The 26,460-nt window shown below is 64.9% G+C and carries 26 protein-coding genes and 1 pseudogene; 4 read left to right on the top strand and 23 right to left on the bottom strand.

Going from position 1 to position 26,460, the window contains the following annotated elements; translation table 11 throughout:
* Positions 1 to 98: 98 nt before the first annotated feature.
* The 21 genes and pseudogenes from NBT82_RS12705 to NBT82_RS12605 form a co-directional block, all read right to left on the bottom strand.
* Positions 99 to 233: pseudogene (locus NBT82_RS12705) on the bottom strand (helix-turn-helix domain-containing protein); the annotation flags it as partial.
* 456 nt (positions 234 to 689) lie between these two features.
* Entirely contained in the window at positions 690 to 896 is a 207-nt protein-coding gene (locus NBT82_RS12700; protein WP_251328486.1) for a cold-shock protein, read from the bottom strand.
* Between the two features lie 916 nt (positions 897 to 1,812).
* Positions 1,813 to 2,616 carry an IclR family transcriptional regulator gene (locus NBT82_RS12695; protein WP_251328485.1) on the bottom strand — a complete coding sequence of 268 codons (804 nt, stop codon included), beginning with the start codon at positions 2,614 to 2,616 and terminating at the stop codon, positions 1,813 to 1,815.
* Positions 2,617 to 3,024: 408 nt separating this feature from the next.
* Positions 3,025 to 4,533 carry a dihydrolipoamide acetyltransferase family protein gene (locus NBT82_RS12690; protein ID WP_251328484.1) on the bottom strand — a complete coding sequence of 503 codons (1,509 nt, stop codon included), beginning with the start codon at positions 4,531 to 4,533 and terminating at the stop codon, positions 3,025 to 3,027.
* A 4-nt stretch (positions 4,534 to 4,537) separates the two neighbouring features.
* Positions 4,538 to 5,515, bottom strand: a complete 978-nt coding sequence (locus NBT82_RS12685; protein WP_251328483.1) for an alpha-ketoacid dehydrogenase subunit beta — start codon at positions 5,513 to 5,515, stop codon at positions 4,538 to 4,540.
* The gene (locus tag NBT82_RS12680; RefSeq protein WP_251328482.1) at positions 5,512 to 6,495 is read right to left on the bottom strand and encodes a thiamine pyrophosphate-dependent dehydrogenase E1 component subunit alpha; all 984 of its coding nucleotides are present in this window, start codon (positions 6,493 to 6,495) and stop codon (positions 5,512 to 5,514) included. Before NBT82_RS12680 ends, NBT82_RS12685 begins: the two co-directional genes overlap by 4 nt.
* A gap of 69 nt (positions 6,496 to 6,564) precedes the next feature.
* Entirely contained in the window at positions 6,565 to 7,641 is a 1,077-nt protein-coding gene (locus tag NBT82_RS12675; RefSeq protein WP_251328481.1) for a glycerol dehydrogenase, read from the bottom strand.
* Positions 7,638 to 8,774, bottom strand: coding sequence for a zinc-dependent alcohol dehydrogenase (locus NBT82_RS12670; RefSeq protein ID WP_251328480.1), 1,137 nt, complete (start codon positions 8,772 to 8,774; stop codon positions 7,638 to 7,640). Before NBT82_RS12670 ends, NBT82_RS12675 begins: the two co-directional genes overlap by 4 nt.
* 167 nt (positions 8,775 to 8,941) lie before the next feature.
* A complete protein-coding gene (locus tag NBT82_RS12665; protein ID WP_251328479.1) occupies positions 8,942 to 10,393 on the bottom strand; it encodes an ABC transporter substrate-binding protein in 1,452 nt (483 codons plus the stop codon).
* Between the two features lie 108 nt (positions 10,394 to 10,501).
* On the bottom strand, positions 10,502 to 11,551 hold the full coding sequence (locus tag NBT82_RS12660) for a zinc-dependent alcohol dehydrogenase (RefSeq protein WP_251328478.1): 1,050 nt from the start codon (positions 11,549 to 11,551) through the stop codon (positions 10,502 to 10,504).
* Between the two features lie 10 nt (positions 11,552 to 11,561).
* A complete protein-coding gene (locus NBT82_RS12655; RefSeq protein WP_251328477.1) occupies positions 11,562 to 12,524 on the bottom strand; it encodes an NAD-dependent epimerase/dehydratase family protein in 963 nt (320 codons plus the stop codon).
* Positions 12,525 to 12,576: 52 nt separating this feature from the next.
* Positions 12,577 to 13,575: an ornithine cyclodeaminase family protein gene (locus tag NBT82_RS12650; protein WP_251328476.1), complete on the bottom strand. Its 999-nt coding sequence runs from the start codon at positions 13,573 to 13,575 to the stop codon at positions 12,577 to 12,579.
* 71 nt (positions 13,576 to 13,646) lie between these two features.
* Positions 13,647 to 14,366 carry an ABC transporter ATP-binding protein gene (locus tag NBT82_RS12645; RefSeq protein WP_251328475.1) on the bottom strand — a complete coding sequence of 240 codons (720 nt, stop codon included), beginning with the start codon at positions 14,364 to 14,366 and terminating at the stop codon, positions 13,647 to 13,649.
* A gap of 3 nt (positions 14,367 to 14,369) precedes the next feature.
* Positions 14,370 to 15,032 (bottom strand): ABC transporter ATP-binding protein, encoded by a 663-nt coding sequence (locus NBT82_RS12640; protein WP_251328474.1) that lies wholly within the window; start codon positions 15,030 to 15,032, stop codon positions 14,370 to 14,372.
* A gap of 28 nt (positions 15,033 to 15,060) precedes the next feature.
* Positions 15,061 to 16,098, bottom strand: a complete 1,038-nt coding sequence (locus tag NBT82_RS12635; protein ID WP_251328473.1) for a branched-chain amino acid ABC transporter permease — start codon at positions 16,096 to 16,098, stop codon at positions 15,061 to 15,063.
* 1 nt (position 16,099) lies between these two features.
* Complete coding sequence (locus tag NBT82_RS12630) at positions 16,100 to 17,014, bottom strand: branched-chain amino acid ABC transporter permease (protein ID WP_251328472.1); 915 nt, start codon at positions 17,012 to 17,014, stop codon at positions 16,100 to 16,102.
* A gap of 97 nt (positions 17,015 to 17,111) precedes the next feature.
* Complete coding sequence (locus NBT82_RS12625; protein WP_251328471.1) at positions 17,112 to 17,519, bottom strand: universal stress protein; 408 nt, start codon at positions 17,517 to 17,519, stop codon at positions 17,112 to 17,114.
* A 164-nt stretch (positions 17,520 to 17,683) separates the two neighbouring features.
* Positions 17,684 to 18,469, bottom strand: a complete 786-nt coding sequence (locus NBT82_RS12620; protein ID WP_251328470.1) for a VOC family protein — start codon at positions 18,467 to 18,469, stop codon at positions 17,684 to 17,686.
* Between the two features lie 91 nt (positions 18,470 to 18,560).
* On the bottom strand, positions 18,561 to 20,015 hold the full coding sequence (locus NBT82_RS12615) for an aldehyde dehydrogenase family protein (RefSeq protein WP_251328469.1): 1,455 nt from the start codon (positions 20,013 to 20,015) through the stop codon (positions 18,561 to 18,563).
* Between the two features lie 708 nt (positions 20,016 to 20,723).
* Positions 20,724 to 21,047: a quaternary ammonium compound efflux SMR transporter SugE gene (gene sugE / locus NBT82_RS12610; protein WP_251328468.1), complete on the bottom strand. Its 324-nt coding sequence runs from the start codon at positions 21,045 to 21,047 to the stop codon at positions 20,724 to 20,726.
* A gap of 246 nt (positions 21,048 to 21,293) precedes the next feature.
* Positions 21,294 to 22,304 carry an NADP-dependent oxidoreductase gene (locus NBT82_RS12605; protein WP_251328467.1) on the bottom strand — a complete coding sequence of 337 codons (1,011 nt, stop codon included), beginning with the start codon at positions 22,302 to 22,304 and terminating at the stop codon, positions 21,294 to 21,296.
* 175 nt (positions 22,305 to 22,479) lie between these two features.
* Here NBT82_RS12605 and NBT82_RS12600 point away from each other — a divergent pair, with 175 nt between their 5' ends.
* The 4 genes from NBT82_RS12600 (at position 22,480) to NBT82_RS20045 (ending at position 24,287) form a co-directional block, all read left to right on the top strand.
* Entirely contained in the window at positions 22,480 to 22,779 is a 300-nt protein-coding gene (locus NBT82_RS12600) for a sulfurtransferase TusA family protein (RefSeq protein ID WP_251328466.1), read from the top strand.
* Positions 22,780 to 22,781: 2 nt separating this feature from the next.
* Entirely contained in the window at positions 22,782 to 23,105 is a 324-nt protein-coding gene (locus tag NBT82_RS12595; RefSeq protein WP_251328465.1) for a rhodanese-like domain-containing protein, read from the top strand.
* A 13-nt stretch (positions 23,106 to 23,118) separates the two neighbouring features.
* Entirely contained in the window at positions 23,119 to 23,529 is a 411-nt protein-coding gene (locus tag NBT82_RS12590) for a desampylase (protein ID WP_251331286.1), read from the top strand.
* Positions 23,530 to 24,152: 623 nt separating this feature from the next.
* Complete coding sequence (locus tag NBT82_RS20045; protein ID WP_256476572.1) at positions 24,153 to 24,287, top strand: hypothetical protein; 135 nt, start codon at positions 24,153 to 24,155, stop codon at positions 24,285 to 24,287.
* Positions 24,288 to 24,324: 37 nt separating this feature from the next.
* Here NBT82_RS20045 and NBT82_RS12585 read toward each other — a convergent pair whose 3' ends face one another.
* Together NBT82_RS12585 and ubaA are read right to left on the bottom strand one after the other, a co-directional pair.
* On the bottom strand, positions 24,325 to 25,338 hold the full coding sequence (locus tag NBT82_RS12585; RefSeq protein WP_251328464.1) for a two-component system sensor histidine kinase NtrB: 1,014 nt from the start codon (positions 25,336 to 25,338) through the stop codon (positions 24,325 to 24,327).
* Between the two features lie 174 nt (positions 25,339 to 25,512).
* The gene (gene ubaA, locus NBT82_RS12580) at positions 25,513 to 26,373 is read right to left on the bottom strand and encodes an SAMP-activating enzyme E1 (RefSeq protein ID WP_251328463.1); all 861 of its coding nucleotides are present in this window, start codon (positions 26,371 to 26,373) and stop codon (positions 25,513 to 25,515) included.
* Between the last annotated feature and the right edge of the window lie 87 nt (positions 26,374 to 26,460).

Genomic DNA, 26,460 nt, shown 5'->3' with positions numbered 1-26,460 from the left:
TGGGGCGGATTTGAGTTCATCAACGAGAGCAACGGCGCCAGTAGGCGTTAGAAGTAATTGCTCACTTTGGAAGCGAGGTTGGTCAAGAGCGGTATCGACCGTCGTGATCTTCCGGATCGACGAGCATCAGACACGGCTTGCTCAAGCGGTTCGTCAGTATCGAGTCGAATCAGCCAGCTGTAGATGGTTCTTCGCCGGATGTCGTGCCACTCGGCAAGTTCGGTCTGTGTCAGCTTCTCGACGGGTGCGTTTTCGAGCCTTGGCATTTCTCGCAGAACATCCATCAGCGTCCGGTAATCGTGGTCGAGGGATTCTTTGAAGCCTTGCACAGCGAGAATCGCCCGGTCGGCATACCCCCCCTTTCCGGGTCGGTATGCCGGAGCTGGCTCGCCAACGACGACTGTTTTGGCGAGCGAAACAACCATCGCCAGCGAAGCGGGAGGTCTTGGTTTGCACACCCAATCCGTCCCGCTTCACTTCCTATAGTAGCGTTTGGAACTGTTTGCACACCTGATCGCACGCAGTCCGACGATCAGGTGTGCGATGACTTACAAAGGCTCTATAGCCCGCTCCCGCCGAACGTCCGAAGCACTCACGACAGAGGGGACGGAGTGCGTTGGCTACGCAGTGTGACGATCTGAAAAAACGAACTGCCGACCATCGCTACAAACGACAGGCGGAAGTGGTCGCTAGTTGCGGACGAGGTTCGTCGCGCGGGGTCCCTTCGGGGATGATTCGATGTCGAACTCGACTTCCTGACCCTCTTCGAGGTCCGCACCACCAACGTCCTCCATGTGGAAGAACACGTCCTCGTCGTCGTCGAGGTCGCCGTCGTCAGTCGAAATGAAACCGTAGCCGCCAGTGTCGTTGAAGAAATCAACCGTTCCGTTTGACATTGCAAACAAACGTATGGCCCTTTCGGGTATAACAGTTCCGAGAGTCAGGGTACCACGACCCTTCGTTCGAGACGCACGTGGAGAGGTTATCGCCGAGTGGCGTGTCGCCGTCCCATCCTTCGTCCGCGGGCTCGATGGCACCGGGTGGGGATCGGCCGTCGAGGAGTGACGATTGGCATCATACGATACATAATATTTCTATGATACACTAGTTACCGATAACTTTGACACCAAACTCGCTTCAACGTGTGGTAGTCCGAGGACTCAATCGTCCTAGAGGCAGTCTGTATCGACTTTATCCTCGGAACTGTACTGTACGAATCGTTCACGAAGTCTAATTTTATCTATAGTAATTTTTTCCGCAGTTGCTTTCCAAAAATGGAGTATAAACTCGAATAGATTAGATATATAAGAACTATATTCCCAATATTGTTTTGTTCTGTGATCAGACTCAGCACAACAAAACACATTGAAAATTGGTATTATAGTTGTTTTATACTCTATCGTATGTTTATTGGACGTCCGATGCTCTCGAGTTACGAACCGGAATCGGAGCCCCCGACTCGACAGGCCGATTACGGTGTGTCGACGACCACGAGGCGGATAGAATCGATACGGTGCGGGCTGTAGATAGTCGTCCCCGTCCAGTCGTCGGTAGGTTGGTCCCTCGGTATCGACGCTATCCGGGGAGAGGATCGGAACCGAAGGTCGTTCGCCGACCCGGGGAATCGGTCGCGTCGAAAAGTCGTCGCTCGGACTACCCACATTCCTTTACAACGATATGTTTGTAATCCACGGGAGAACGACGGCAGTTCGTCCGGGTTCGAGGCGGTCCCGCGGCGACGACGGACCACGTCCCCGGTACGACCGTGGACGCACCGAGGCTTCGCGACACTGCCCAGAACGGATGCGTCGTTCACTTGCCTCCGGAGTCGCTCCGGCGCTCGCGGTTGAGTTTGATCTCAGTAACGTTGGTGGCCCTCGTGACCATCTCGGGTAACTCCTCGGTGAGGTAACTCCCCTTGAGTCTGGAGGTCGGGCCCGAGACGCTAATCGCCCCAGCGGGCGTGCCGTCTACCCGCATCACCGGGACGCCGACGGCGCGGATGCCGAGCATCTGTTCCTCGTCGGCGATCGCGAACCCGCGTTCGTCCACCGCGTCGAGTTCGTCGAGCAAGGCATCCTTCTCGTCGATCGTGTTCGGCGTCCGCTTGACGAGTCCGTGCCGTTCGACGATCCGGTCGATGTCTTCGGCCGGCAACTGGGAGAGAATCGCCTTCCCCGAGGCGGTACAGTGGAGGTGACGAACCAACCGTTCCCGTTTTTCGACGTGGTAGTCGACCCCGATCGCCCGTTCGCCGAACACTTCGTAGACAGGGAGGATACGACAGTCGAACTCGCGGATGAGGTGGGCCGTCTCGCCCGTCTCGTCCGCCAGGTTCTGTATCGGGTCTTTCCCCGCGTCGTAGAGTGGCTCCTGGCTCCGCGCTCGCTCCCCGACGGTGACGAGTTGGGGGCTGAGGTAGTACCGGCCGTCGCGTTTGACAACGTAGTCGTACGTCGACAGCGTCGCGAGATGGGTGTGGACCGTGCCCGGAGCGAGGTCGACGGCGTCCGCGATGGTGGAGAGCGAGGCACCACCGGACTGCTGTAGCAGGTCCAGAATCTCCATGCTGTGTTCGACCGCCTTGACCGATCGTCCGTCCGTATTGCGGGCCATCCTTGCTCCAACGGAAGTACCACGAGCGTATATAATTTGGCTCTCGCAAAACGATTCGGGGCCGAATCCGACCGAACCGGCGATCCGAGGTTCGAGTGACTCGGTGTTCCGCCCTCCACGTCACTTGCGGGCCGGCGGAACCGTCCGATCCGGTCCGGCGCTACGGTCCCGACACACGGAGAGTATCGTCGTTCCGAGCAGTGAGGTGGCGGAGTCGGGGGGATGGGGGACGTCGATCACTATCCGCGAGAGTCGCTTTTGTGATGACAAAACATGAAGGAACGCAACGTTCCACTCGACGGGGATTATCACCCGTCGGCTCCGTTGAGAACCAGAGACGCCGCGACGGGGGGGTCCGCGAGGGAAAACACCACGCGAGAGGGGAGATCGTTTTGCGATCTCCAAACCCTACGAAAGGAGCGAGGACGGGGATTCGAGCCTCGATTTGACCGTCTGGAGGAACTCGACGGCGGTCGCCCCCTCGATGACGCGGTGGTCGTAGGTCAGACAGAGGTGCATCCGCTTTCGTGGCACGACTTCGCCGTCGACGACGCCGGCGTCATCGAAGATCTTGCAGACACCCAGGATGGCCGTCTGGGGTGGGTTGATCTGCGGGGTGTTGATGTACGCACCGAGACTACCCGCGTTGGAGATGGAGAAGGTGGCGCCTTCGAGATCCTCCGGGGACAACTGCCGCTCCTCGACCTTCTCGGCGACAGTCTCGATCGACCGCGAGAGTTCGCGGACCGACTGTCGGTCCGCGTGACGGATGGTCGGGACGATGAGTCCGTCGTCGCTGTTGACCGCGATGCCGAGGTTCACGTCGTCGTACGTACGGAGTGCGTTCTCGTCTTCGAGGTACTCCGCGTTGAGGCGGGCGTAGTCGGGGAGAGCCTGGGCGACCGCACGGGCGACGAAGGCGGTCAACGACAGCGAATCACCCTGCTCTTCGACCCAGGTCGGCTTGAGCGACCCGTACAGATCGAGGAGGTCGGTGACGTCCACGCGGGCGGCGGTGGTCGTGCTCGCGTAGTTCTGGGCCACGTGGCTCATCTGATCGAGCATGACTTTCTCGCCGCCGGTGATCTGGATCTCCTCTCGCACCGACGGGGCAGTCTCCGCCTCCACCTCCGCCTCAGTCGGCGATTCGGTCGTCGAGGCGGACGGGTCGGCGGCCTCCGCGGACGCCTCCTCCGTCGCCACGGACGCATCGAGGAACTTCCGGACGTCCCGCTCGCGGATACGATCCTTGCCGAGATACTCGCCGACGCGCTGGACCGTGACGTCGTTCTCGCTCGCGACGACGCGCGCCCAGGGCGATCCGAGGATGTCCTCGTCCGTCCGGTCCGTGTCGGGGCGTGTCGTCGGGTCGTTCGCGGATCCACGTCGGAGATGCTGCTCGACGTGTGAGGGCGTGACCTGATTCGTGTCGAACGCGGCCGCCACGGCGTCGATCTCGACGCCCGCCTCCCTCGCCTCACGGCGCGCGGTGGGCGTGGCTCGGACGACGCCCTCCGGCGTCTCGGCCGCCGGTTCGTCGGTCGACAGCGCCGCCATCTCCGGCGTCGGTTCGGGGGTCGGCTCCGCGGGTGTCCCCGCGTCGGCTGCCGATCCGTCACTCTCGTCGGCGCCGGCGTCGGTCGCGTCTGCTTCGGTGGCGTCGCCGTCGGAAGGCGTCTCCCCCTCCGATCCGACGTACCCGAGCACCGTTCCGACTGGGATCGTCTCGCCGGCCTCGACCTCCCTTTCGAGGAGCACGCCGTCCTGGTTGGCGACGATTTCGCTGACCATCTTGTCGGTCTCGAAATCGAGGACGGGGTCGCCCTCCGAGACCGGGTCGCCGACGTCGGCGTGCCACTCGAGGAGCGTCCCTTCCGTCATCGACTGCCCACTTTTCGGGAGCGTGAGTTTCTGCATCGGGCTACACCTCGAGTGCTTCGACGACGGCCGTCTCCACGTCCTCCTCGTCGGGGAGGTACTCCTGTTCGAGGTTCTCCGCGAACGGGACGGGCGTGAACGGGGCCCCGACGCGCTTGACCGGGGCGTCGAGGTAGAAGAGCGCCTCGTCGGCGGCTGTCGCGGCGATTTCGCCCCCGATACCGCCGAACGTGGCCGATTCGTGGACGACGGTCAGTGCGTGTGTCTTCTTCACCGAATCGAGGATCGTCTCCTTGTCCAGAGGGACGACCGTGCGCGGGTCGATGACCTCACAGTCGTAGCCGCGGTCCGCGAGCGACTCCGCCGCCTCGAGAGCGACGTCTACCATGCCGCCGACGGCGACGACCGTCATGTCCTCGCCGGAGCGTTTCACGTCGGCCTCGCCCAGGGGAACGGTGTACTCCTCGTCGGGCACGTCGCCGGTGACCTCGTAGCGCTGCTTGTTCTCGAAGAAGATGACCGGGTCGTCGTCCCGAACCGCCGACTTGAGGAGGCCCTTGTAGTCGGACGGCGTCGAGGGAGCGACCATCTTCAGCCCGGGGACGTTCTGGAACCACGGGATGGGGTCCTGGCTGTGGTGGAGGCCGAACTGGTCGCCGCCCCCGTAGGTGGTCCGGACGACCATCGGCACGCTGGTGTCGTCCGTGTAGTTGAAATGCATCTTCGCGGCGTAGTTGATGAGATGGTCGGCGATGACGGAGAGGAAGTCACCGAACATGATCTCCATGATCGGCCGCGTCCCCGTGAGCGCCGCGCCGACGGCGGTCCCGCCGAGGGTCGTCTCCGAGAGCGGCGTGTCGAACACGCGGTCCTCGCCGAACCGCTCTTGCAGGCCGGCGGTGACCTGATAGAGGCCGCCGTAATCCCCCACGTCCTCGCCGTAGAGGAAGACGCGCTCGTCGCGTTCGAGTTCTTCGGCGAGCGCCTCGTTGATGCTCTCCCTGACCGTTTGCTCGGTCATCGAACGACACCTCCGTCCTCGTCGACGTCCATGTCTTTGTAGACTTTGTCCATCACGTCTGCCTCCGGCATCGGATCGTCCTTCGCGAACTCGAAGGCCGCCTCTATCTCCTCGATGAGTTCCGCACGCGTCTCCTCGATCCACTCCTCGTCGGCCACGCCCGCGTCGAGCAGTCGTTCGCGGTGGACCTCGACGGGATCGCGTTCCTTCCACTCCTCGATTTCGGCCTCGTCGCGCCGTTCGGGGATGACCTCGGCGTGGGGGCGGTAGCGATAGGTCTTGGCCTCGATCAGCGTGGGACCGCCGCCGCGCCGCGCGCGATCCGCCGCCGCCGAGACGGTCTCGATGACCTCGTCCACGTCCTGTCCGTCGATGACTTCCTTCGGAAGGTCGTGGCCGGCCATCTCGCTGATGTCTTCCTCGACGGCGATGACCTCCGACGCCGGCGTCTCCTCGATCCACTGGTTGTTCTCGATGATGAACACGACCGGGAGATCCTCGACGGCGGCGTAGTTGATCGCGGTGTGGAACTCGCCGCGCGTGGCACCCCCATCGCCGAAGAACACGGCAGTGACGCGGTCCTCGTCGAGTTGTCGGGCACTGAGGGCGGCGCCGGCCGCGACGTTCAGGTGGCTGCCGACCAGTCCGGTCGTGCCGAGGATGTGATTCTCGGAGGTGCCCAGATGGTGTTCGGTTACCCGACCCTCGGTGGGGCTGGATGCCGTCCCGTACATCCCGGTCACGACGTCCCGGATCGACAGGCGCATCAGCATCACCGCGCGGGTCCGCAGCGACGGCGCGAGCCAGTCGTCGTCTTCGAGGGCGTACGTCGCGCCGACGCCGACCGCCTCCTGTCCCATGCTGAGGTGAGGGAGTTCGGGGATCCCCTCGTCCTCGTACACTTCGAGGACCGTCTCTTCGAAGACTCGGTTCAACAGCAGATACTCGTGGATCTCTGTGCGCTCGCTATCGTCGGGCATAGTAGTTGGTCCGTGGGCGGTCCCTAATAGCTTTCCACTACAGTCCGCCGACGGAGTGGAGGAATGCGGTCAGTACCGGGCGACGAGTTCGTCCGCCGTGCGTAGCGCGTCCGCCGCCGCGCGGGGGGTCACCTCGACCGGTTCGTTGGACATCGTCGTGTCCTCGCCGCAGGCGTTCTCCGCGACACGGGTGACCGCGTCGTCGTCGATGCCGAAGTCATCGAGGCGCCTGTCCAGGCCGAGGTCGTGATAGACGCCGAGGGCCTCGGACAGGAGATCGGGATCGCGATCCTCCAAGACCAGTTGGGCGATGGTGCTGAACGCGATGAGGAGCCCGTGTGGCGCGTCGACGTCCGCCTTCGAGAAGCCCTTGCCGAACGCGTGGGCCGCGGCGAGGCCGCCGGATTCGAACCCCATCCCGGAGAGCAGCGTGTTCGTCTCTACGATGGATTCGAGCGCCGGGGTGACGGCGTTTCGGTCGTTGGCCGCGAGGGCTCGTTCGCCGTAGTCGGCCAGGTTCTGGAACGTCAGGCCGGCCAGCGTCGTCGCCGCTCCGGTGGGCTGTCCGCCCGCGTGTGTCCGGGCGCCGGAGCGAGCGACGGCCTCGGCTTCGAAGCGGGTCGCGAACGCGTCGCCCATGCCGTACCGGAGAAAGCGGGAGGGAGCAGCGGCGATGACGCCCGTGTCGACGACGACGAGTTCGGGGTCGTGACCCCGATGAACGTAGCCGTCGAAGTTGCCCTGCTCGTCGTACACGACGGCCACGGAGCTACAGGGGGCGTCCGTGCTGGCGATGGTCGGCACCGTCACCAGCGACGCGTCGATGGCCTCGGCGACGCCCTTGCTCGTATCGAGGGCGACACCGCCACCCACGCCCACGACGACGTCCGCGTCGACCGCCGACGCCGCAGCCGTCATGTCGTCGATGAGGGAGAACGTACAGCTGTCGACGCCGGATTCGACCGCCGCGACGGAGATACCGGCGGCTTCTAGCCCCGCTCGAATCCGGTCTTCGGTCGTCGAGAGCGCCGTGTTCCCACCGAGGACGAAGGCGGTCGTGCCCGCGAGGTCCTCGAACGGGGCTCCCGTCGAGAGGACGCCGTCCCCCTGGACGTACGACGCGGGCGCGAGGAGTTGCCGCCTCATACGCCGGACGGGTGAATCGTCGCCCGGAACGCCTCGCCACTTTGCTGTTTCTCGTAGGCGGACTCGGCCTCGTCGAATCCGACCTTGTGGTTGAACAGTTTCCTGAACGGCACCTCGTCTTTGAGTTGATCGAGCAGCGAGATGGCGGTCTCGAACTGGTTCGGCGGGTACGCCAGGCTCCCGCGGATGTTGATGTCCTTCTGGACGACCCGGGTCGGGTTGACCTCCGTCTCGCCGCTGTAGGCGTAGTGACCGACCTCGACGAGCGTCCCTCCGTCGCGCGGGAGTTCGATCCCCTGCTGGAACGCGTCGGGGATCCCCGCCGCCTCGACTGCCACGTCCGGCCCCACGTTACCCGGGGTGCGCTCCTTGACGCCCCGGATGAGGTCCTCGTCGCCGTCGAAGTCGGTGATGTCCACGAGATCGGTCGCGCCGAACTCCGCGGCCAGATCCAGCCGATCCTCGATGGCGTCGACGGCGATGATCTGCCCGGCACCGGCCGCGGCCGCGGCGCTCATGACGAGCAGGCCGACGGGACCGGCACCCTGCACGGCGACGGACTTCCCGACGCCGAACCCTTCGCGGGCGTCAGGGATACCCGGACCGTAGCTGCGCTCGAAGGCACGCGTAGCGACGGCGAGCGGTTCGGCGAGCGCGCCGAGTTCGACGTCCATGTCGTCGGGGAGCTTGTAGAAACTCGACCGACCGTCGGCGATCATATACTCGCTGAACCCGCCGTGGATCTCCTGTCGGTACTCGGTGTTCAGGAAGCCGTACACGTCGCGGTTCTCACAGGTCGTCGGCCGTGCGGGAACGTTGTTACAGTACCAGCATTCGCCACAGACGATACCGGGCACGACCGTGACCTTGTCGCCGACTTCGACCGGTTCGCCTTTCGCGTCGGTCTCGACCGCCTCGCCCATCTCCTCGATCACGCCCGAGAACTCGTGTCCCGGTAGGATGGGGAAGTCGAGGTCCATCCCGCCTTCGAACATGTGAACGTCGGAGCCACAGATGCCACTGAGTTCTACGTCGACGAGTAGATCCGTCGGTTCCAGCGCGGGGACGTCAAGTTGGTGGACGGCCAACTCGCCCGGCTCTTCCATCACGAGTGCCTCTGTCTTGTCTGGCATACTGATTCACACCTTGGACGGTATCTTACTTGGTCTTTTCCTCTTTTCTCCGAATGACGGGACGAGGATGGGTCGTCTCTCGGGCGCCGGAGCGAGCGACAGTCGCGGCTCACCGTCGGAAGCGCCGGTCGTCGAAAAAATACCGAGCCGCGGTCGACTGCGGGTCGTTACTGCTGGTGGTACTCGGGCCGGGGGACGTTCTTGACCTCCGCGAAGTCGAGGCGGCCCTCGTCCGGGTAGAGGGTGTACAGGTCCGCCGTGCCGTCCGTCCGGTCCGGGTGCCAGATGTCGTCCGAGTAGGTGTCGGCCTGCCACTGGTGACCGGTGACCGTGGTACGGGTGTTCTGCAACGTGCCTTCCTCGAAGCTGACACCCCACGACGTCGCGCTCGTGCCGACTTCCCTGTCGAGGGAGAGGGCCGCGTCCTTCATCTCGCTGAGCGTGAAGTCGCTCGGGGAGTCCATCTGCGCGAGCGTGTCGAGGAGGACGTTCATGCCGAAGTAGTTGGCCAGCGAGTGGCCCGACAGCGGCGGGTCGCCGTACGCCTCGCTGTACGTCCCGACGAACTCCTCGATGCCCGGCGCGTACTCGGGGTTCGTGTTGTACTGCGTGAAGTCCTCGTTGAAGACGCCGAGTGCCGTCTGAGTCCCGATGTTCTCGACGAACGCCTGGAGCGAGTAGCCGCCGCCGTTGCCGACGGCCGCCGGAATGTAGTTGTCCAGGTCCTCGCTCTGGTTCCAGAGGAGGTAGATGTCCGACGAGTAGCCGGTGTGGTTGATGACGTCGACATCGGCGCTTTTGAGCTTCTGGATCGACGAGGAGAGGTCACTCGTGCCGGCGTCGTACTCGATGTCCGCGACGACGTTCATGCCGGCCTCCTCGGAGAGGGACTTCACCGTCCCACCGACGGAGTTCCCGTACGCTCCGCTCTCGTACATCACGGCGACGTTCATGTCTTCGACGGACTTCTCCAGCGCGGGGGCGATGACCTCCTCGGTCGTCGCGACTCCGGATTCGCCGAAGAAGGAGGCCATCGGGTTCGTCCGGAACGTGTTCCCGGGGTTCTCCTGGGTGATCACGTCCGCGACGGCGCCGAGCTCCCAGTACGGCATGTTGAAGCCGGCCGCACGCTGGGTCGACGCCCGCGAGATGGTGCTCGAGTAGCTCCCGGCGATGACGTCGACGTTCTCGACGTTCGTGAGGCTCTCGACCGCACTCACACCGGAGTTGGCGTCCGGTGCGTCCTTCTGGACCAGTTCGATCTGCGCGCCGTTCACGCCGCCGTTGGCGTTTCGCTCCTCGACCGCCAGTTCGACGCCGCGGAAACTCTCCTCGCCCAGCTGTGCGAGGTTACCGCTCAGCGGGTAGAGCGCGCCGATCTTGACGGTCGTCTCGCCGCCGTTGGTGTCGCCGTTCGCCTGGTTGGTCGTCTGGGTGCCGCCGTCGCCCATGTCGCCGCCGTCGCCGCCGTCGCCGCCGTCGCCGCCGTCGCCACCACTTCCGCCGCCCGAACACCCGGCAAGTCCCGTGGCCAGCGCGACGCTGGACCCGGTGACTGCCTTGATGAAACGGCGACGGTTCTGCTCTCCAATCCGACTTGATTGATTATCGTCCACCATGTTCGACAGAAGTCCTTTTTCTCGTTCATGCATAAATATTTTCGTAAAACCGCTCGCGCCGTCCCGGTTCGTGTCGCCGGCGTCGAATCGGGGCCGGCGGGTCCGGTACTACCGAAGTTCCGGGATGTCGAAGACGGGCTTGACGACCGCACCCTCGGCGAAGTCGTGGAACGCCGCCGCCGGGTCGTTCGGGTCGTACCCGACGAGGAGGGGGTCAAGCCGGGCGTCGAGGCCCCCGATGAGGTCGAGCGCGCGCTCGAAGTCAGCCGCCGTTGCCCCGTAAGAGCCACTCACTCGCTTCTCGCCGCGGACGAAGGAAGGAGAGGGCACGCCCATCGCGTCGCCGGGAATGCCGATGACGACCGCTTCGCCGGCGGGACGAACGACGTCGAGTCCCCCTTCGAGGGCGCTCGCCGATCCGGTCGCATCGATCAGGAGGTCGAAGGCACCGTCGGCCACCTCGGCGGCGACGGCCGACAGCGAGGTCGGTTCGAGGTTGACCGTCGCGACGCCGACGCGTTCGAGGACGTCGAACCGCTCCCGGTCGGCCGCGAGGCCACCGACGACGACGTTGGCGTTGCCGTGGTCGGCCATGAGGGCGCTGAAGGCGCCCATCGGTCCGGCACCGAGGACGAGTACGTCGTCCCCGGGCGTGACCGACGCCCGGTCGAAGATGGCCCGGGCCGATACGGCCATCGGTTCCGTGGCGGCGGCGCGTCGGTCGGATACCCCGTCGGGCACGGGATGGAGGGCGTTGGCGGAGACCACACGGAACGGGGCGAACCCCCCGTCGAAGTGGAACCCGGCTATCTCGACGTTCTCACAGACGTGCTCGTCGCCGTGCCGGCAGGCCCGACAGACGCCACAGGCGTAGAGCGGCCGCTCGACGACGCGATCTCCGGGGTCGACGCTCGCGACGCCGTCGCCGACCGCGTCGACGACACCCACGTACTCGTGGCCGAGTACCCGCGGCGTCTCGACGAAGTCGTACACCGACTTCCCCTTCCAGGCCCCGACGTCGCTCCCGCAGACGCCGGCCGCGCGAACCGACAGGCGGACCTCGCCGTGTCCGGGGTCCGGAATCGGCGCCTCTCCCGTCGCTAGCCGCCGCTCGGTGCCGTCGTCGATCACCGTGACCGTTTTCATACTGTCGTTCATGGATACCTCGTTACAGTGGTTCGAGGCCGGCTTCCGCCCTGACGACGTCGACGTACGCCCGGACGCCCGACTCGAGGTCGTACGCCGGTTCGTAGTCGAGGTCGGACCGGGCGGCGTCCATCACCATGTGGTGGTTCCACGGGGCCGACTCGCCCTCCGCTAGCGTGATATCGGCGTCCGGTACGTACTCGCGGACCACGTCGGCGACCTCCGCCAGCGTCGCCCGCTCGCCACACGCGTTGTAGACCGTCCGCGAGAGATCGGCCTCCGGAACGGTCGCCGCCCGGTAGAACGCCTGGGCGGCGTCCGGGGCGTACTGCCAGTCGAAGACGTGGTCCTTCGGACCGACGGTCACCGCCTCGCCCCGTGCCGGCCCCTCGATGACCTGCGCGTACGCGGAGGCGCTCCCCGACTCGCGGTACGGGCCGTAGACCAGCGTCGGTCGGACCCCGACGATGGAGAGGTCGTAGTTGTCCCGGTAGATCTCCGCCTGATGTTCGTTGTACTCCTTGGCCGCCCCGTACAGCGTCTCGGGGTAGACGAGGTCGTCTTCGTCCACCTCGGGATCCTCGTATCGGTCCTCGGGCGCATAAACCGCCGAACTCGACGCCCAGGCGACGCGCTCGATCTGGTCGTCGAACGTCCGCGCCGCCTCGAACACCGTGTTCGTTCCCTTGACGTTCACGTCGATCGCACGTCGGGGGTACTCGTTCGAGAGGTTCGTCAGGAGCGACGCGAGATGGATGACGTGTGACGCACCGGACCTCTTGACCGCGTCGAAGACGCTGGTCGGGTCCGTGATGTCCCCCTCGATCACCTCGACGTCGTCCGCAACGCCGAGCTTCCGCAAAATCGTGGTGTCGGTGTCGATATCGAAGGCGACGGCTGCGTCGCCGCGTTCGACGACTTCAGCCGCCGTATACGCTCCGATGAACCCCGTTCCGCCGGTGATGAGGACGACTCGCTCACTCATGGTCGCACCTGCGCGAGGGGTCCACTTAAAACCGGGCGACTGGACGGCGCGCCTAGTTACCGATCATCGCTTCGCTGGCCGGGAAGACGTCGATGAACGTCCCGACGTCCGCGTCCCGGGCGTTCTCGAGGAGCATGCTGGCCGCGCCGATGGTCTCGACACCGGTACCGCCGCTGTCGAAGACGGTGATCTCCTCGTCCGAGGTGCGTCCCGGCGCCTCGCCGGCGACGACCTCGCCCAGTTCCGCGTGGATGTGGTCGTCGTCGATGGCCCCCGATTCGAGCGCCTGAAGGAACGAGCCGGCGTCCTGGAACGCTCGCTCCCGTAGGTCGGGGACGTACGTCGCCCGCGCCACCGTCTCCGCCTCCAGTTCGCGCTTCTCGGGATCGTACTGCCCCATCGCCGTCACGTGTGTGCCGGGTTCGACGTCCTCGTCCGCCAGAACCGGCTCGGAGGCCGTCGTCGCCGTGATGATCACGTCCGCGTCCGTCACCGCAGCCGTGGTGCTCGGGACCGCCTCGACGGTGGCGTCCAGTTGCTCGTCGAAGTCGGCGGCAAAGGACTCGCGGCTCTCCTCCGTCGGCGAGAACACCCGTACCTCCTCGAAGTCGCGAACCGTCGCGGTCGTGATGAGTTGGCCGCGTGCCTGTGAACCGGCCCCGATGATGGCCAGTTCCGTCGCGTCGTCCCTGGCGAGGACGTCCGTCGCGACGGCGCCCGTCGACCCCGTCTTGTAGGGGTTCATGCTCGCGCCGTCGATGATTGCGAGTAGGTCACCCTCCGCAGCGTCGAAGACCGGAGTGACGAACCACGCGTCGTTGCCACCGAAGCCGGCCGCGTACATGTATCCGCCCATGTATCCCTTCTCGGGGAGCACCGCGAGATAGCCAGTCATCATGCCGCCGACGTCGTCGCGACCCAGTTTCGTCCGCGGTTGGGCGTCCGCGCCCCGGCCCCGCTCGGCGTAGGCGCCGCGAACGGCCTCGACGTACTCTTCGGTCGTTGCTAGCTCTGCTACGTCCTCGCTGCTCAGGTATCTAACCTCTGCCATGGGTACCAATTCGGGGACAGGGCGAAAACGGTTGTGCTTGCGGTAGTCTCTGGAGACCGCGACGGTCGGTGTTACTGTCCCAGGTACGCGGAGCGAACGGCGTCGGTCTCCCGAAGTTCGTCGGTCGCCCCGGAGGCGACGACTTCGCCGGTCTGCAGCACGTATCCCCGGTCGGCGATGTCGAGCGCCAGTTCGGCGTTCTGCTCGACGAGGAGGATGGTCTGTCCGGCATCACGGAGGTCCTCGACGATGCCACCGATGGTCTGAACCAACTGCGGCGCGAGCCCCAGCGACGGTTCGTCGAGCAACAACAGATCGGGATCGGACATCAACGCCCGGCCGATCGTCAGCATCTGCTGTTGACCGCCGCTCAGGTCGTTGGCGTCGTGATCGAGGAGGTCGGGGAGCTGCGGGAAGTACTCGAACACTTCCTCTAAGTCCGCCTCGATCTCGCTCTCGTCGCTCCGGTGGTAGGCGCCGGCCCGGAGGTTCTCCTCGACGGACAGTTCCGGGAACAGCATCCGTCCCTCCGGGGACTGTGCGATCCCCATCTTCACGATTTCGTCCGATGGCTTATCGGAGATGACCGTTCCGTCGAAGGTGATGGTACCGGACCGGGGCGAGAGCAGCCCCGAGATCGTTCGCAGGGTGGTGGTCTTGCCCGCCCCGTTTCCGCCCACCATCGTCACGAGTTCGCCTTCGTACACGTCGAGCGAGACCCCGAAGAGGGCCTGCGTCTCTCCGTAGAACACCTCGATGTCGTCGACCGCCAGGAGTGGTTCGTCGTTCATTGTTTACGTTCCCAGGTAGACGTTGATGACTTCTTCGTCGTTCTGTATCTCTTCCGGCGTTCCCTCGGCGAGGACGCTCCCCTCGTTGAGAACGATGACCCGATCCGAGAGCCGCATCACCACGTCCATGACGTGTTCGACCATGAAGATGGTTATTCCCTGATCGTTCAGTTTCTCGATGGTCTCGACCAGCCCGCGCCGCTCGTCGGGATTGAGGCCGGCGACGGCCTCGTCGAGCATCAGGAGGTCGGGATCGGTCGCGACCGCCTTCGCGATCTCGAGGCGCTTGAGCTGTGCGACGTTCAGGCTGTCTGCGGTCATCGAGTAATCGCCCTGGAAATTCACCCGTTCGAGCGTCTCGTAGGCCTTCTCCAGCGCTTCGTCCCGGCTCCGGCCGTCGCCGAAGGCACCGACGATGACGTTCTCGACGACGCTCAGCTGGTTGAGCGGCTTCGGAACCTGGAACGTTCTCGCGATGCCCTTCTTGCTGATCTGGTGGGGCGGGAGTCCGTTGATCTCCTCGCCGTTGTACGTCACCGTCCCGTCGTTCGGAGTGTGAAAGCCGGTGACGACGTTGAACAGCGTCGTCTTCCCGGCCCCGTTCGGACCGATGAGCCCGACGATCTCTCCGTCGGAGACCTCCATGCTGACGTCGTCTACCGCCACTACGCTTCCGAACCGTTTCGTGATGTGTTCAGTCTTCAGCATCAGGACTCACTTCCGGGAAGACGTCGGTGATCCAGCCGCCGACGGCGGACAGTCGGTTCACGATTCCCTCCGGGGCGTAGATGATGACCAGGATCAGCAACAGCCCGTAGCCGACGTAGGCCAGCGATCCGAGGTTGCCGCCGAGCACGGTGGTGACGTACTGCTGGATCGGAACCATGAACAGCGTCCCGACGATCGGGCCGGCGATGGTCCCCAGCCCACCGACCAACGCGATGAGGGCATAGAGGATCGACAGGTCGAGCGAGAACGCGGCGCCGGGAGAGAGGAAGGTGGTGTACGCGGCGTGCATGCTCCCCGCGAACGCCGTCATGGCGGCCGAGAGCACGAACCCGTAGATCTTGTATCGGGTCGTGTTGACTCCGAGCGCCGACGCGGCGTCCTGGTCCTCACGGATCGCCAGCAGGTAGTAGCCGAGCCTCGAGTACCGCACCCACACCGAGATGAGGATCGCGAGGACGAAAAACGAGAGGAAGATGTAGAACGCCGCCACCTTGTCGAGCATCAGCGACGACAGCCATGGGGGCGCGATGAACGTGAACCCCTGTGATCCACCGGTGAGGTCGCCGAAGAAGCGAGCGAGGTAGAACAGCCCCTCGACGACGGCGATGGTCGCCAGCGCGAAGTAGTGTCCCGAGAGTTTGAACGTCGGGAAGCCGATGATGACGGCGGCGAGCACCGACAGGAAGACACCGACCGCCGTGGCGACGATGACGCCGGTGCCGTAGTCGGTGACGAGGATCGCCGTCGAGTACGCACCGAGGCCGTAGAAGACGGCGTTCCCCAGCGAGAACTGACCGCCGAAGCCGCCGATGATGTTCCACGCGACGGCCCCGATGCCCGTGATGAACACGAGGATGAAGATGTGTGAGATGTACGAACTGAAGGTGACCGGGATGGCCAGCGAGAGGAGGAGAACGACGAGGGAAAGATACACCTTCGGCGTACCGACTGTTCGGACGATCCGAGACACCAGTCCTGTCGAGTCATCGACTTGCGTGCTCATATTAGGCCTCCCCGCTGCCCGTGGCAGCGCTCTTGATTCGCGTGATGATCGATCCGTCTTCACCGATGTATCCCATCGCCCTGAAGACGAGCACCGCGATGAAGATGACGTAGTACACCGGGGCACTCAGCGTCGGTTCGTAGTAGAAGGCGACCATGGCGTCGACGATCCCGATGAGGATCCCCGCCCACAGGACGCCGAAGACGTTCCCCAGACCACCGAGGACGACGACGACGAACGCCAAGAGGACGTAGTTCGCGCCCACCGTGGGCGTGGTCGAGAAGATGGTCGCGACGACCGGCCCCGCAATGCCGACGAGACCGATCCCCAGCCCGAAGGTGATCATGTACACCTTCTCGCTGCTCATCCCCATCAGCTTCGCCGCGTCCTTGTCCTGAGCGGTCGCCCGGATCGCGAGGCCGATCTTGGTCTTCTCCAGCAGGAAGTACATCCCCACCGCCGCGAGCACCGCGATCACGAACCCGTAGACGCGCACCTCCTGGACGGTAACGCCAAGCACGGTGACCCCACCGTAGCCGGAGCTGATACCCCGGGGGTCGGCCCCCCAAAAGTAGTGGGCAGTGTTCTCGAACACCCAGATCAGCCCGACCGTCGCGAAGATCTGTGCGAAGTCCGGTTCGTCGATGATCGGGTGGATGACCAACCGTTCGCTGATCACGCCGAACACGAAGAAGGTCGGGGCGACCAGCAGAATCGACAGGAACGGATCGATCCCGAGGATGCTCCACGCGAAGTACGAGGAGTACATGGCGAGCATGAGGTACGCCCCGTGTGCGAAGTTGACCACGTCCATTACGCCGAAGATGAGGGAGAGGCCCATCGCGATGAGAGCGTACACCCCACCAGTCAGTATCCCGAATATGACGATCTGTACCAAGAGGTCTGCCTGTACCATACGGGATAGCATATTCGCTGGTCATTAAATATTATTCTATTCCGATTCCGAGAAACCGGAGCAGATCGAGGACAACGCCGTCCGAAACCCCCGGGAGTTACGCCCGATCGACGACCGTCACTGGCTGGGTGGCGTTCAGCACGACGGACTGGGTGACGCTCCCGAGGATCGCCTTCTTCGCCGGGCTCCGCTTGCGGCCGGCAAGGACGATCTCGTCGAAACCGCCGTCCTCGGCGAGCGTGACGATGCCCTCCGCCGGCGGAGAGGTCAGCCCCTGCGTTTCGACGTCCACGTCCGCCTCTTCCAAGACCTCCCTCGCAGCCCGAACCGACTTGACGCGGTCCGGCTGTTGCATGGTCACGTCCACGTCCTTCTCGGAGCCAGTCAGTGCGTGGACGAGCGTCACGGCGATCTCTTCGGCGGCACAGGGGAGTGAGGCGACGTACGAGGCCTGCTTGCGCGCTTGGTCATCGTTCTTACCGACCGGAACCAGGATCTTGTACATTGGCGGTATCGGCTCTATTTCGTTCACCCACTTAAATTCAGCACCTCACCGAGCCGAATCCCCCGGTTTTCGATCGCACGGCACCGTCGAGCCGGCGATCGGCGTCGCCCTACGTGCGCGTGCGTGACGACAAACACACGGTCGCCCGGCCCGCGGACGCGTTCCTACGCCGAGAACAGCGACTCCGACTCGGGATCACGCGTCACGATCTCGATTTCGTGGCCGTCGGGATCCGTGGTGAACGCGTACCGATCGTCACACGACGACGGGTCGCGATACTCCTCGGCCTCGCGTTCCACGAGCCGATCCCAGTACTCGTGGAGGTCGTCGGCCCGAACGGCGAGGTGACCCCACGCGTCGCCCATCTCGTAACTCCGTCCGTCGTAGTTGTACGTGAGTTCGACGGCCATCGCCTCCTCGCCGGCGCCCTGGGGGCGCACGTAGTAGTTGGCGAACGTGCCCGCCTCCCACCGGCCCGCCGGTTCGTAACCCAGTTTCCGGACGAACCAGCCAAGCGCCGCGTCGGCGTCCTCGACGCGGATCATGGTATGATCGAGGCTCCACCGGGCTCCCTGGTCGCGCTCGACGAGTTCGACCTCGTGGCCGTCGGGGTCTTTCACGAACGCGTAGTCCCCGCCACAGGAGTCGGGGTCGCGGTAGTCTTCGACTCCCCCGTCCATCAACTCCTCGTAGGCGTCGTCGACGTCCTCGACGCGCACCGCGATGTGTCCCCACGCGTCGCCCATCTCGTAGGACCGGCCGTCGTGATTGTAAGTCAACTCGAGCATCGCCGCGTCTTCACCCATCCCCTCGGGCCCGAGGTAGACGATGGTGAACTCGTCGGCCGCCCAGCGGTCCTTCTCCTCGTAGTCGAGGTGGGTTCCGTACCAGTCGATGGCCGCCTCCAGATCCGCAACGCGCAACATGACGTGATCGAGTACGCCGGACATATACGCCTCATGGACCGGCCCCCTCAAGAGCGTGGGGGAAACGGGCCGACCGGAAGCCCAGTCGTCCGTCGAGGGACGGTCGTGGCCCTCGCTATCGAGTCACGTAGACCGCTTTCTCGTGGCTGTAGAAGTCGATGGCCTGTCGGCCCTGCTCCTTGTAGGTCTCGGAACTGGAGTGTTTGCGCCCGCCGAAGGGCATCTGCATCTCGACGCCGCCCGTGGTCTGGTTGACCTTCACGACGCCTGTCTCGGCGCGGTCGATGAACGCCTCGGCGTGGTCGAGCCGGTTCGTGCAGATGCCGGCTGAGAGGCCGTACTCGACGTCGTTGGCCACGTCGACGGCCTCGTCGAAGTCCTCGACCGAGATGACCGAGATGACCGGGCCGAACACTTCCTCCTGGGCGAGGCGCATGTCCGGATCCACGTCGCCGAAGATCGCCGGTGAGACGTAATGTCCCTCGCGGTCGAGGCGTTCGCCGCCCGTCAGGAGCGTCGCGCCCTCCGAATCCCCGATCTCGACGTATTCGAGGTCCTTCTCCAGGTTCGACCCGGAGGCCTTCGGCCCGACGTCCGTCTCGGGGTCGAGCGGGTCGCCGATGGTCAGGTCCTCGACGGCCGACACCAGCCGCTCGGTGAACTCCTCGGCGACTTCCTCGAAGACGACGACGCGGCTCGTCGCGGTACAGGCCTGCCCCGCGAGCCCCGACACGCCGCCGGCGATGGTCAGATCGACCGCGCGGTCGAGGTCCGCGGAGGCGTCGACGACGAGCGGGTTCTTGCCGCCCATCTCACACTGGACGCGCTTGCCCATCTCGGCCGCGTCGCGCTGGACGTGCTTTCCCACCGCGTAGCTGCCGGTGAAGGAGACGACGTCGGTTCCCTCGCTGGTGACGAACTCGTCGCCGACGGTGCTCCCCGACCCGGGGACGAAGTTGACGACGCCGTCCGGGATGCCGGCCTCGTCGAACGCCCGGACCAACTCGGCACCGATGGCGGGAGTCAGGGAGGCAGGCTTGAGGACGACGGTGTTGCCCGCCACCAGCGCCGGGCCCATCTTCCACGCGGGGATGGCGATGGGGTAGTTCCACGGCGTGATCAGCGCGGCCGTACCCAGCGGCTCCCGACGGGTGCGGATGCTGGTAGCGTCGCTCGCGCTCGGCGGCGCGTCGCCGCCGTAATCCCGGGCCACTTCGGCGTAGTAGTTCAGGAGGTCGATAGCTCGCTGGGTCTCGCCCTCGGCGGCGCCGAGACACTTGCCCATCTCCCGAACCATCAGTTCCGCCAGTTCGTCGAAGCGGCTCTCCAGCGCGTCGGCCGCATCGTGCAGGTAGGCACCGCGCTCGTGGCTCGTCAGCGACGCCCACTCGTCCTGTGCCGCCACGGCGGCGTCTACCGCCAGTCCTGCGTCCTCGCGGGTGCCGGCCGCGAACTCCGCGACCACTTCGTCCGGCGCCCGGGGGTCGGTGACCGTTATCGTTTCATCGGTCGATTCGATCCACTCGCCGTCGACGTACAGCCCCGTCCGCTGGGGGAAATCTGAGGCCATGCGGTTCCGTTCGTTCCTCCATGGAATAAATCTACACATATGGGTAGGCCCGAAACGGTCAAATAGCGACTCCCCCGGACCGGGACCGTCGAGTCGGAGAGAGATCCGATCCGGCGGCGACATCGGTGACCGTCTTTCGAGATTTCTACCAATTTCAAATAATAATATTTATATTGGTATTTGTGCCATTTCCAGCCATCGCGGGCGGTCGGGACGGGACGCCGACGTGCGGCCGTCACCGTCGCCGCGTCGAGGTACGGTTCGATCGACGGAACCACGGGGTTCAACCCGTCGACGAGCGGTAGTGGCGGCGTACCACCCCCGGTCGAGACTGACCGTCAGAGGCCACGAATCGACGAGGAAACGGCTCGGATCGGAGAGCCGTTCTTGTCGCCCGGCGATGCCCGGTCGACGGAAGCGAGGTCCCCCGTCTGCGACCCACCGTCGTCACGGGAGCCCATCCGGAACGTCGCGTCGACTGCGTACCGTCCGGAACGGCACGCTCGAAATGTATATCTAATGTTGTATCGTCAGAATAAAAAGTATCTGTCATATCAATCTCGTCGGATCAACCGCCGTCGAATCCGCTCGTGTTCGCCTCCGCGTCGATCCGGCGACGCCGGGACGCGACCTCGGACGGACGGCGACGATTCACCGGTGCGTACGCCCGTCGTGTACCGCCGGCGGGTCGGGGTCGGCACGGGCCCGTCAGTGCCCGCCGGAGACGAGATGGAGACCGACGATGCCGAAGACGATCACGGAGATAAAAAGGAGGCGAGCGCCCGTCGCGGGTTCGTCGAACAGGACGATCCCCAGCGTCGCGGTGCCCACGGCGCCGATACCCGTCCAGACGGCGTAGGCGGTGCCGATCGGCAGATCCCGGATCGCTTTCGCGAGCAACACCATGCTGATGACGAGCGCGAGGATCGTCCCCCCCGTCGGGATCGGCTTCGATAGCCCGTCGGAGTACTCCAGACCGATCGCCCAGGCGACCTCGAACAGGCCCGCAACGAACAGAACGAACCACGACATTCTCCCGGTTCTCGGACCCTGATCGGGCTATGCGTTTCGGTACGGGAAGCGGAGACGGCGCCCGACGGTCGCGACGTGCCGTTGTGCCTCGGCCGGGCCCTCAACCCATCTGTGCGTCGACGGCCGTCGATCGGGGCCGGTACGGACCCGAACGGTTCGGACACACGATGCGGGACGACCACGGCGACGGGAGGGTGACGCGGGACCGCCGTCGGATTCCGTACGCGTCTTTCCCCTGCGATCGAACTACTCGGAGACTTCGACGACCTGTTTTCCGACGTTATCCCCCGAAAAGAGTCCGAGAAACGCGTCCGGGGCGTTCTCCAACCCTTCGACGATCGTCTCGCGGTGGTCGATATCGCCGTTGGCCACCCACGTCTCCAGTTGCTCGCGAGCGTCGTCGAATCGAGGTGCGTGATCGGTGACGAGAAGTCCCTCCACTCTCGCTCGTGGCGCGATGAGGAGGGGGAGTTTGCGCGGTCCCGTCGGGGTCTCCTCGGCGTTGTAGTGGGCGATCTGTCCGCAGACGGCGACGCGGGCGTCCACGTTCAGCCTCGTGAACACCGCGTCGGTGATCGGTCCCCCGACGTTATCGAAGTAGACGTCGACGCCGTCCGGTGCAACGTCGTCGAGTGCGGAGCGATACGCGTCGGTCGTCCGGTAGTTGATCGCGGCGTCGAAGCCGAGGTCGTCGGTGAGCCACGCGGTCTTCTCGTCCGTGCCGGCGAACCCGACGACACGACAGCCGTTCAGTTTCGCGATCTGGCCGACGGTCGAGCCGACGGCGCCGGCCGCCCCCGAGACGACGACCGTGTCACCGGGACGCGGCTCGGCGACGTCGAGCAATCCGAAATACGCCGTCCGTCCCGGCATCCCGAGCACGCCGAGATACGCCGGGAGGTCGGCGACCGCCGGATCGACGGGCACGGCGTCGTCCGCGTCGAGGAGCGCGTACTCGGACCACGTCGCTCGGCCGGTGACCAGGTCGCCGGCCTCGTACTGTGGACTCTCGCTCGTGACGACTTCGCCGACGACTCCCCCCCGAAGGACGTCCCCGACTGCCCACGGCTCGGCGTAGGACGCCGAATCACGCATCCGCCCCCGCATGTACGGATCGACCGAAAGATAGCGGACGCGGACGAGAAGTTCCCCGTGGCGTGGCGTCGGCACGTCACCGTCTCGGAGTTCGAAGCAATCTAGTGTCGGCTCCCCCGCCGGCCGCTCGACGAAGTACCACTCCTGGTTCGACGCTTGCATACGCGTTTGTCGGCATCGACACGGAGATGTCTTCCGGCCTGGGGACGCGTCGTGTGCCGCGCCAGAAGCCTCCCGCCGGGGTCGCCCGAGAGGGTTTGGGCCGGGAGCGTCGGAGATAGGGGAGAGGTCTGCGAGGTTCGTAACGGGTATGCCCGCAGAACCCCTCCTTCGGAGCATGGCAGACGCCAACTGGGAGGACGTCGTCGACCTCCCGGACGAACTCGACGACGAGACGGCACAGGATCTCTACGATCGAGCCGACGAGGTACAGGACATGACGGGTGAGGTCTGTCCGTATCCGCAGGTCGAGGCCAAAAAGGCGATCCAGAGCCTGGAAGCGGGCGATCTCTTGGTACAGGAGACCGATCACGTCCCGAGCACGGAGAACGTCCCCAAGGCCGTCGAAGACCTCGCGGAGGCCAACGTCTGGAAGAGCGGGGACGGTCGCTACCAAATCTTCCTCCGGAAGCGATAACCATGGTCGAGGAAGTCACCCCCGAGGAGATCCACGAGCGACTGGAGTCCGGGGACGGACCGCAGATCATCGACATCCGCGATCCCGACGACTTCGCCACCGGACACATTCCCGGCGCGCTCAACGTGCCGATGGGCGAACTCCCGAGCCGGATCGACGAGATCGAGTGGGAAGAGGAGGTCGTCGTCGCCTGTCCAATCGGCCAGTCGTCGATCCAGGCCGCACGTCTCATCGGGAGCTACGAGGGTGTCGAGGACGCCGGCTCGGTCCGTAGCATGCAGGGCGGCTACGACGCCTGGGAGTACGACCTCGAACGTGACGACTGACGGGAACGGGTCCGTGCTCCGCCTGTCGCGTGATGCCTACGACGATATCGTCTACCAGGGCTACGATGGCGGCGACGAGGAGATCTGTGGCGTCCTCGCCGGCGAGTACGGCGAGACCCAGAGCGTCGTTCGCGAGATACACCGGGCCGAAAACGTCGCCGACAGGCCCCAGGTCCGGTACGCGATGGACCCGGAAGAGCAGTTCGAGATCACCGAGCGAGTCGAGGACGCCGGCCTCGAGGTCGTCGGCTTCTATCACAGTCACCCCGCCGGGCCGGTCGAACCGAGCGAGACGGACGCCGCCCGAGCGACGTGGCCGGGATACTCCTACGCCATCTGTGCGTTCGACGGCTATCCCTATCTGGGATCGTGGCGGTGGACCGGCGAGCGGTTCGAGCGGGAGACGGTCGCGCTTGTGGAATGACTCGTTCGAATCGTCGGCCCGTCGAACCGCGCACTCGGTAGCGGCTCCCGAGATGCAGAGCGCGCATTCGGCGGATCGGCCCCAGTCTCCCGACGCGGCTCCTTCGGTCACAAACTGAACCGGCGGTGTGAGTCTCCACAAAAGACTTTGATTACTGCTACCATCACCGAGTATGTATCGTCGTGACCTCCTCGCCATGGCAGCGGCCTCGCTCGGGATGATCGGCGTTGCGGGGTGTCTTGGCAGCGACTCCACAGCCGACGATGGGGGGACACCGACGCGGTCGGCGCCGAGTGCGACCCCGACACGGGCGCCATCGACGTCGACGGACGGAGGTGGAACGCCGACGCGCACACCCGTCCCGTTTCCGGACGCCTGCCAGCCGCTTCCCGACGTCGACGGACTGCCTGCACGCCCAACCGAGTTGACGGCGGAGAGCATCCGCTCGTACGTCACCGAGTTCGAACGCGTCTACGCCGTGGCGACGCGGTCCGAGTATGGCGGGATTGCGAACCTGCGGGTGATCGAAAGCGAGACCCTGGGCGAGAGGTATCGTCTCCTACTCGAAGTCGAGGGGGCGCCGGCGACGACGACGGGGCCCCGACGGGAGCACACCGACGCCGATGCCGATCGATGCGTACGTCCACAAGGTCCGGTATCGGGTAGCGGGAGACCGGATGGTACGGGAGTTGCTCACGTACCCCGACGAGGCGACCCTCTCCAGTGACTGCTGGATCCTCTCCTCCCCGGAAACGTAGCGAATACGGACCGTCACGCGAACTGCGAGGGCCGTTGTTACTCGCCGGTGACGAACTCGATGCCCGTGATCTCGAACCGGGCGCCACCGTGGTCCGCGGCAACGACGGAGACGTCCCAGCCGTGCGCGCCGACGATGGAACGAACGACCGAGAGACCGTACCCCGTGCCGTCTTCGCGGGTCGTATGCCCGTGATCGAACACCCGCTCACGGTCCCCCTCGGGAATGCCGGGGCCGTCGTCTTCGACGTAGAAGCCGTCGCGGAGCGGCCCAACCCGGACGGTGACGCTGTCACCGCCGTGTTCCACGCTGTTCCGCAGGAGGTTCTCGAACACTTGCACCAGTCGATCGGGGTCGGCCATCATCCGCGGAACCGAGTCGTACCGGAGCGTGGCGGTCGCGGGAAGCGCCCCTTCCCTGGCGATTTCGAGCAGACTGCCGATATCGGTCGGTTCGGGATTGTCGACCACTTGCCCCTGTCGGGCGACACGGAGTAGGTCCTCGACGAGTCGTTCCATCCGGTCGGTCGTCTCCTCGATAGCGGTGAGGTGTTCGCCCTCGCCCGACTCTCGGAACAACTCCAGACGGCCGTCGATGATCCCCAGCGGCGTCCGCAGATCGTGTGAGAGGATGTCCGTGAACTCCTTCAGCCGGTCGTTCTGGCGTTCGAGCATCCGCTCGTGCTGTTTGCGCGTGGTCGTGTCCTGAACGATGACCGCGTAGCCGTCGTCCGCCCCGTTCGACAGGGGTGAGAGCGTGCAACTTCCCCAGAACACCGACCCGTCGGCTCGCTCGTGCCAGTTGTCGATCTCGACCGGTCCGTCCTTCGCCTCCGCAAGCAGATCTTCGACGGAAGGCGGCTCTCCCCGTTCCTCGGCGAAGAGTACGTCCAGTCGGCGACCGACTGCGTTCCCGGGGTCGTAGCCGTAGAACTGCTGGGCCGTTTCGGGCCACATGGAGAGACACCCCTCCGTGTCGAGCATGAACAGCGCGTGATCGGCCACCCCCTCGAGTAGTTGCTGATATGCGCCTTCCTCCATGGCGGCGTCCATACAAAGTGTTAGTCATACTACTATAAGAAACGCCGCCACGTCACACGTTTGCGTGGTTTTGATTAACTGAGATACATTTCTATGGTGGAGACGGTCGCGCGGTTGGGGGGGCTCACGGATCGGTTCGTAGGCAATTCACGGGGGCGTCTGTACGTGCCTCCTTACGATACACAGTCAGTCGACCGACATCTCCGGCTCCGCCGCCGACCCCGCGTCGATCGCACAGGACGCCGTGTACTCGACGTCGTGGACGGAGTCGATGGCCGGGTCGTCGCCACAGACCGGGCAGTCGTCCTTTTTCGTGATCTCGACCGTGTCGAACTCCATCTCCAGGGCGTCGTAGAACACCATCCGGCCGTCGAGGAGATTCCCTTTGCCGATGAGGGCCTTGACCGTCTCCGTGGCCTGGATGCAGCCGACCGTCCCCGGGAGGACACCGAGGACGCCCGCCGTCGCGCAGTTCGGCACCATCCCCGCCGGCGGCGCCTCGGGGAACATACACCGATAGCACGGCGAGTCGGCCTCGCCCGCGAAGGTGGTGACCTGTCCTTCGAACTTGAAGATGGAGCCGTGCGAGAAGGGGATGCCGGCGAGAGTGCAGGCGTCGTTGACGAGGTATCGGGTCTGGAAGTTGTCGGTGCCGTCGACGACGAAGTCGTAGCCGTCGATGAGGTCCTCGACGTTGTCGGCCGTTACCCGGAGGTCGTGTCGCTCGACGTCGACGTCCGGGTTGAGGTCGGCCACGAACTCGGCGGCGCTCTCGACTTTCTTGCGTCCCACGTCGTCGTCGCCGTGGATCACCTGTCGCTGGAGATTCGACAGTTCCACCTCGTCGTCGTCGGCGATACCCAGCGTGCCGACGCCCGCCGCGGCGAGATACTGGATGATCGGCGCGCCGAGTCCCCCGGCACCCAGCACCAGCACCCTCGCGTCGAGTAGGTCCCGCTGTCCCTCCGGGCCGACGTCGTCCATGATGATGTGGCGAGAGTAGCGATCTAGCTGCGTGGGATCGAGGTCGAGGTCGGGGTCGCTCATGCAGCCACGTCCGGTCTACCGGCGGATAAGGCCGACGGAGAGATGCACGGCTGCCGCTATCGCGGTTGCCGGCGACGTGCCGTTTAT

Origin of the sequence: Haloplanus sp. HW8-1 (genome assembly GCF_023703795.1) — an archaeon.
GTDB classification, from domain to species: domain Archaea; phylum Halobacteriota; class Halobacteria; order Halobacteriales; family Haloferacaceae; genus Haloplanus; species Haloplanus pelagicus.
The sequence above is the reverse complement of the archived record's forward strand: the minus strand, read 5'-3'. Positions and strand labels throughout refer to the sequence as shown.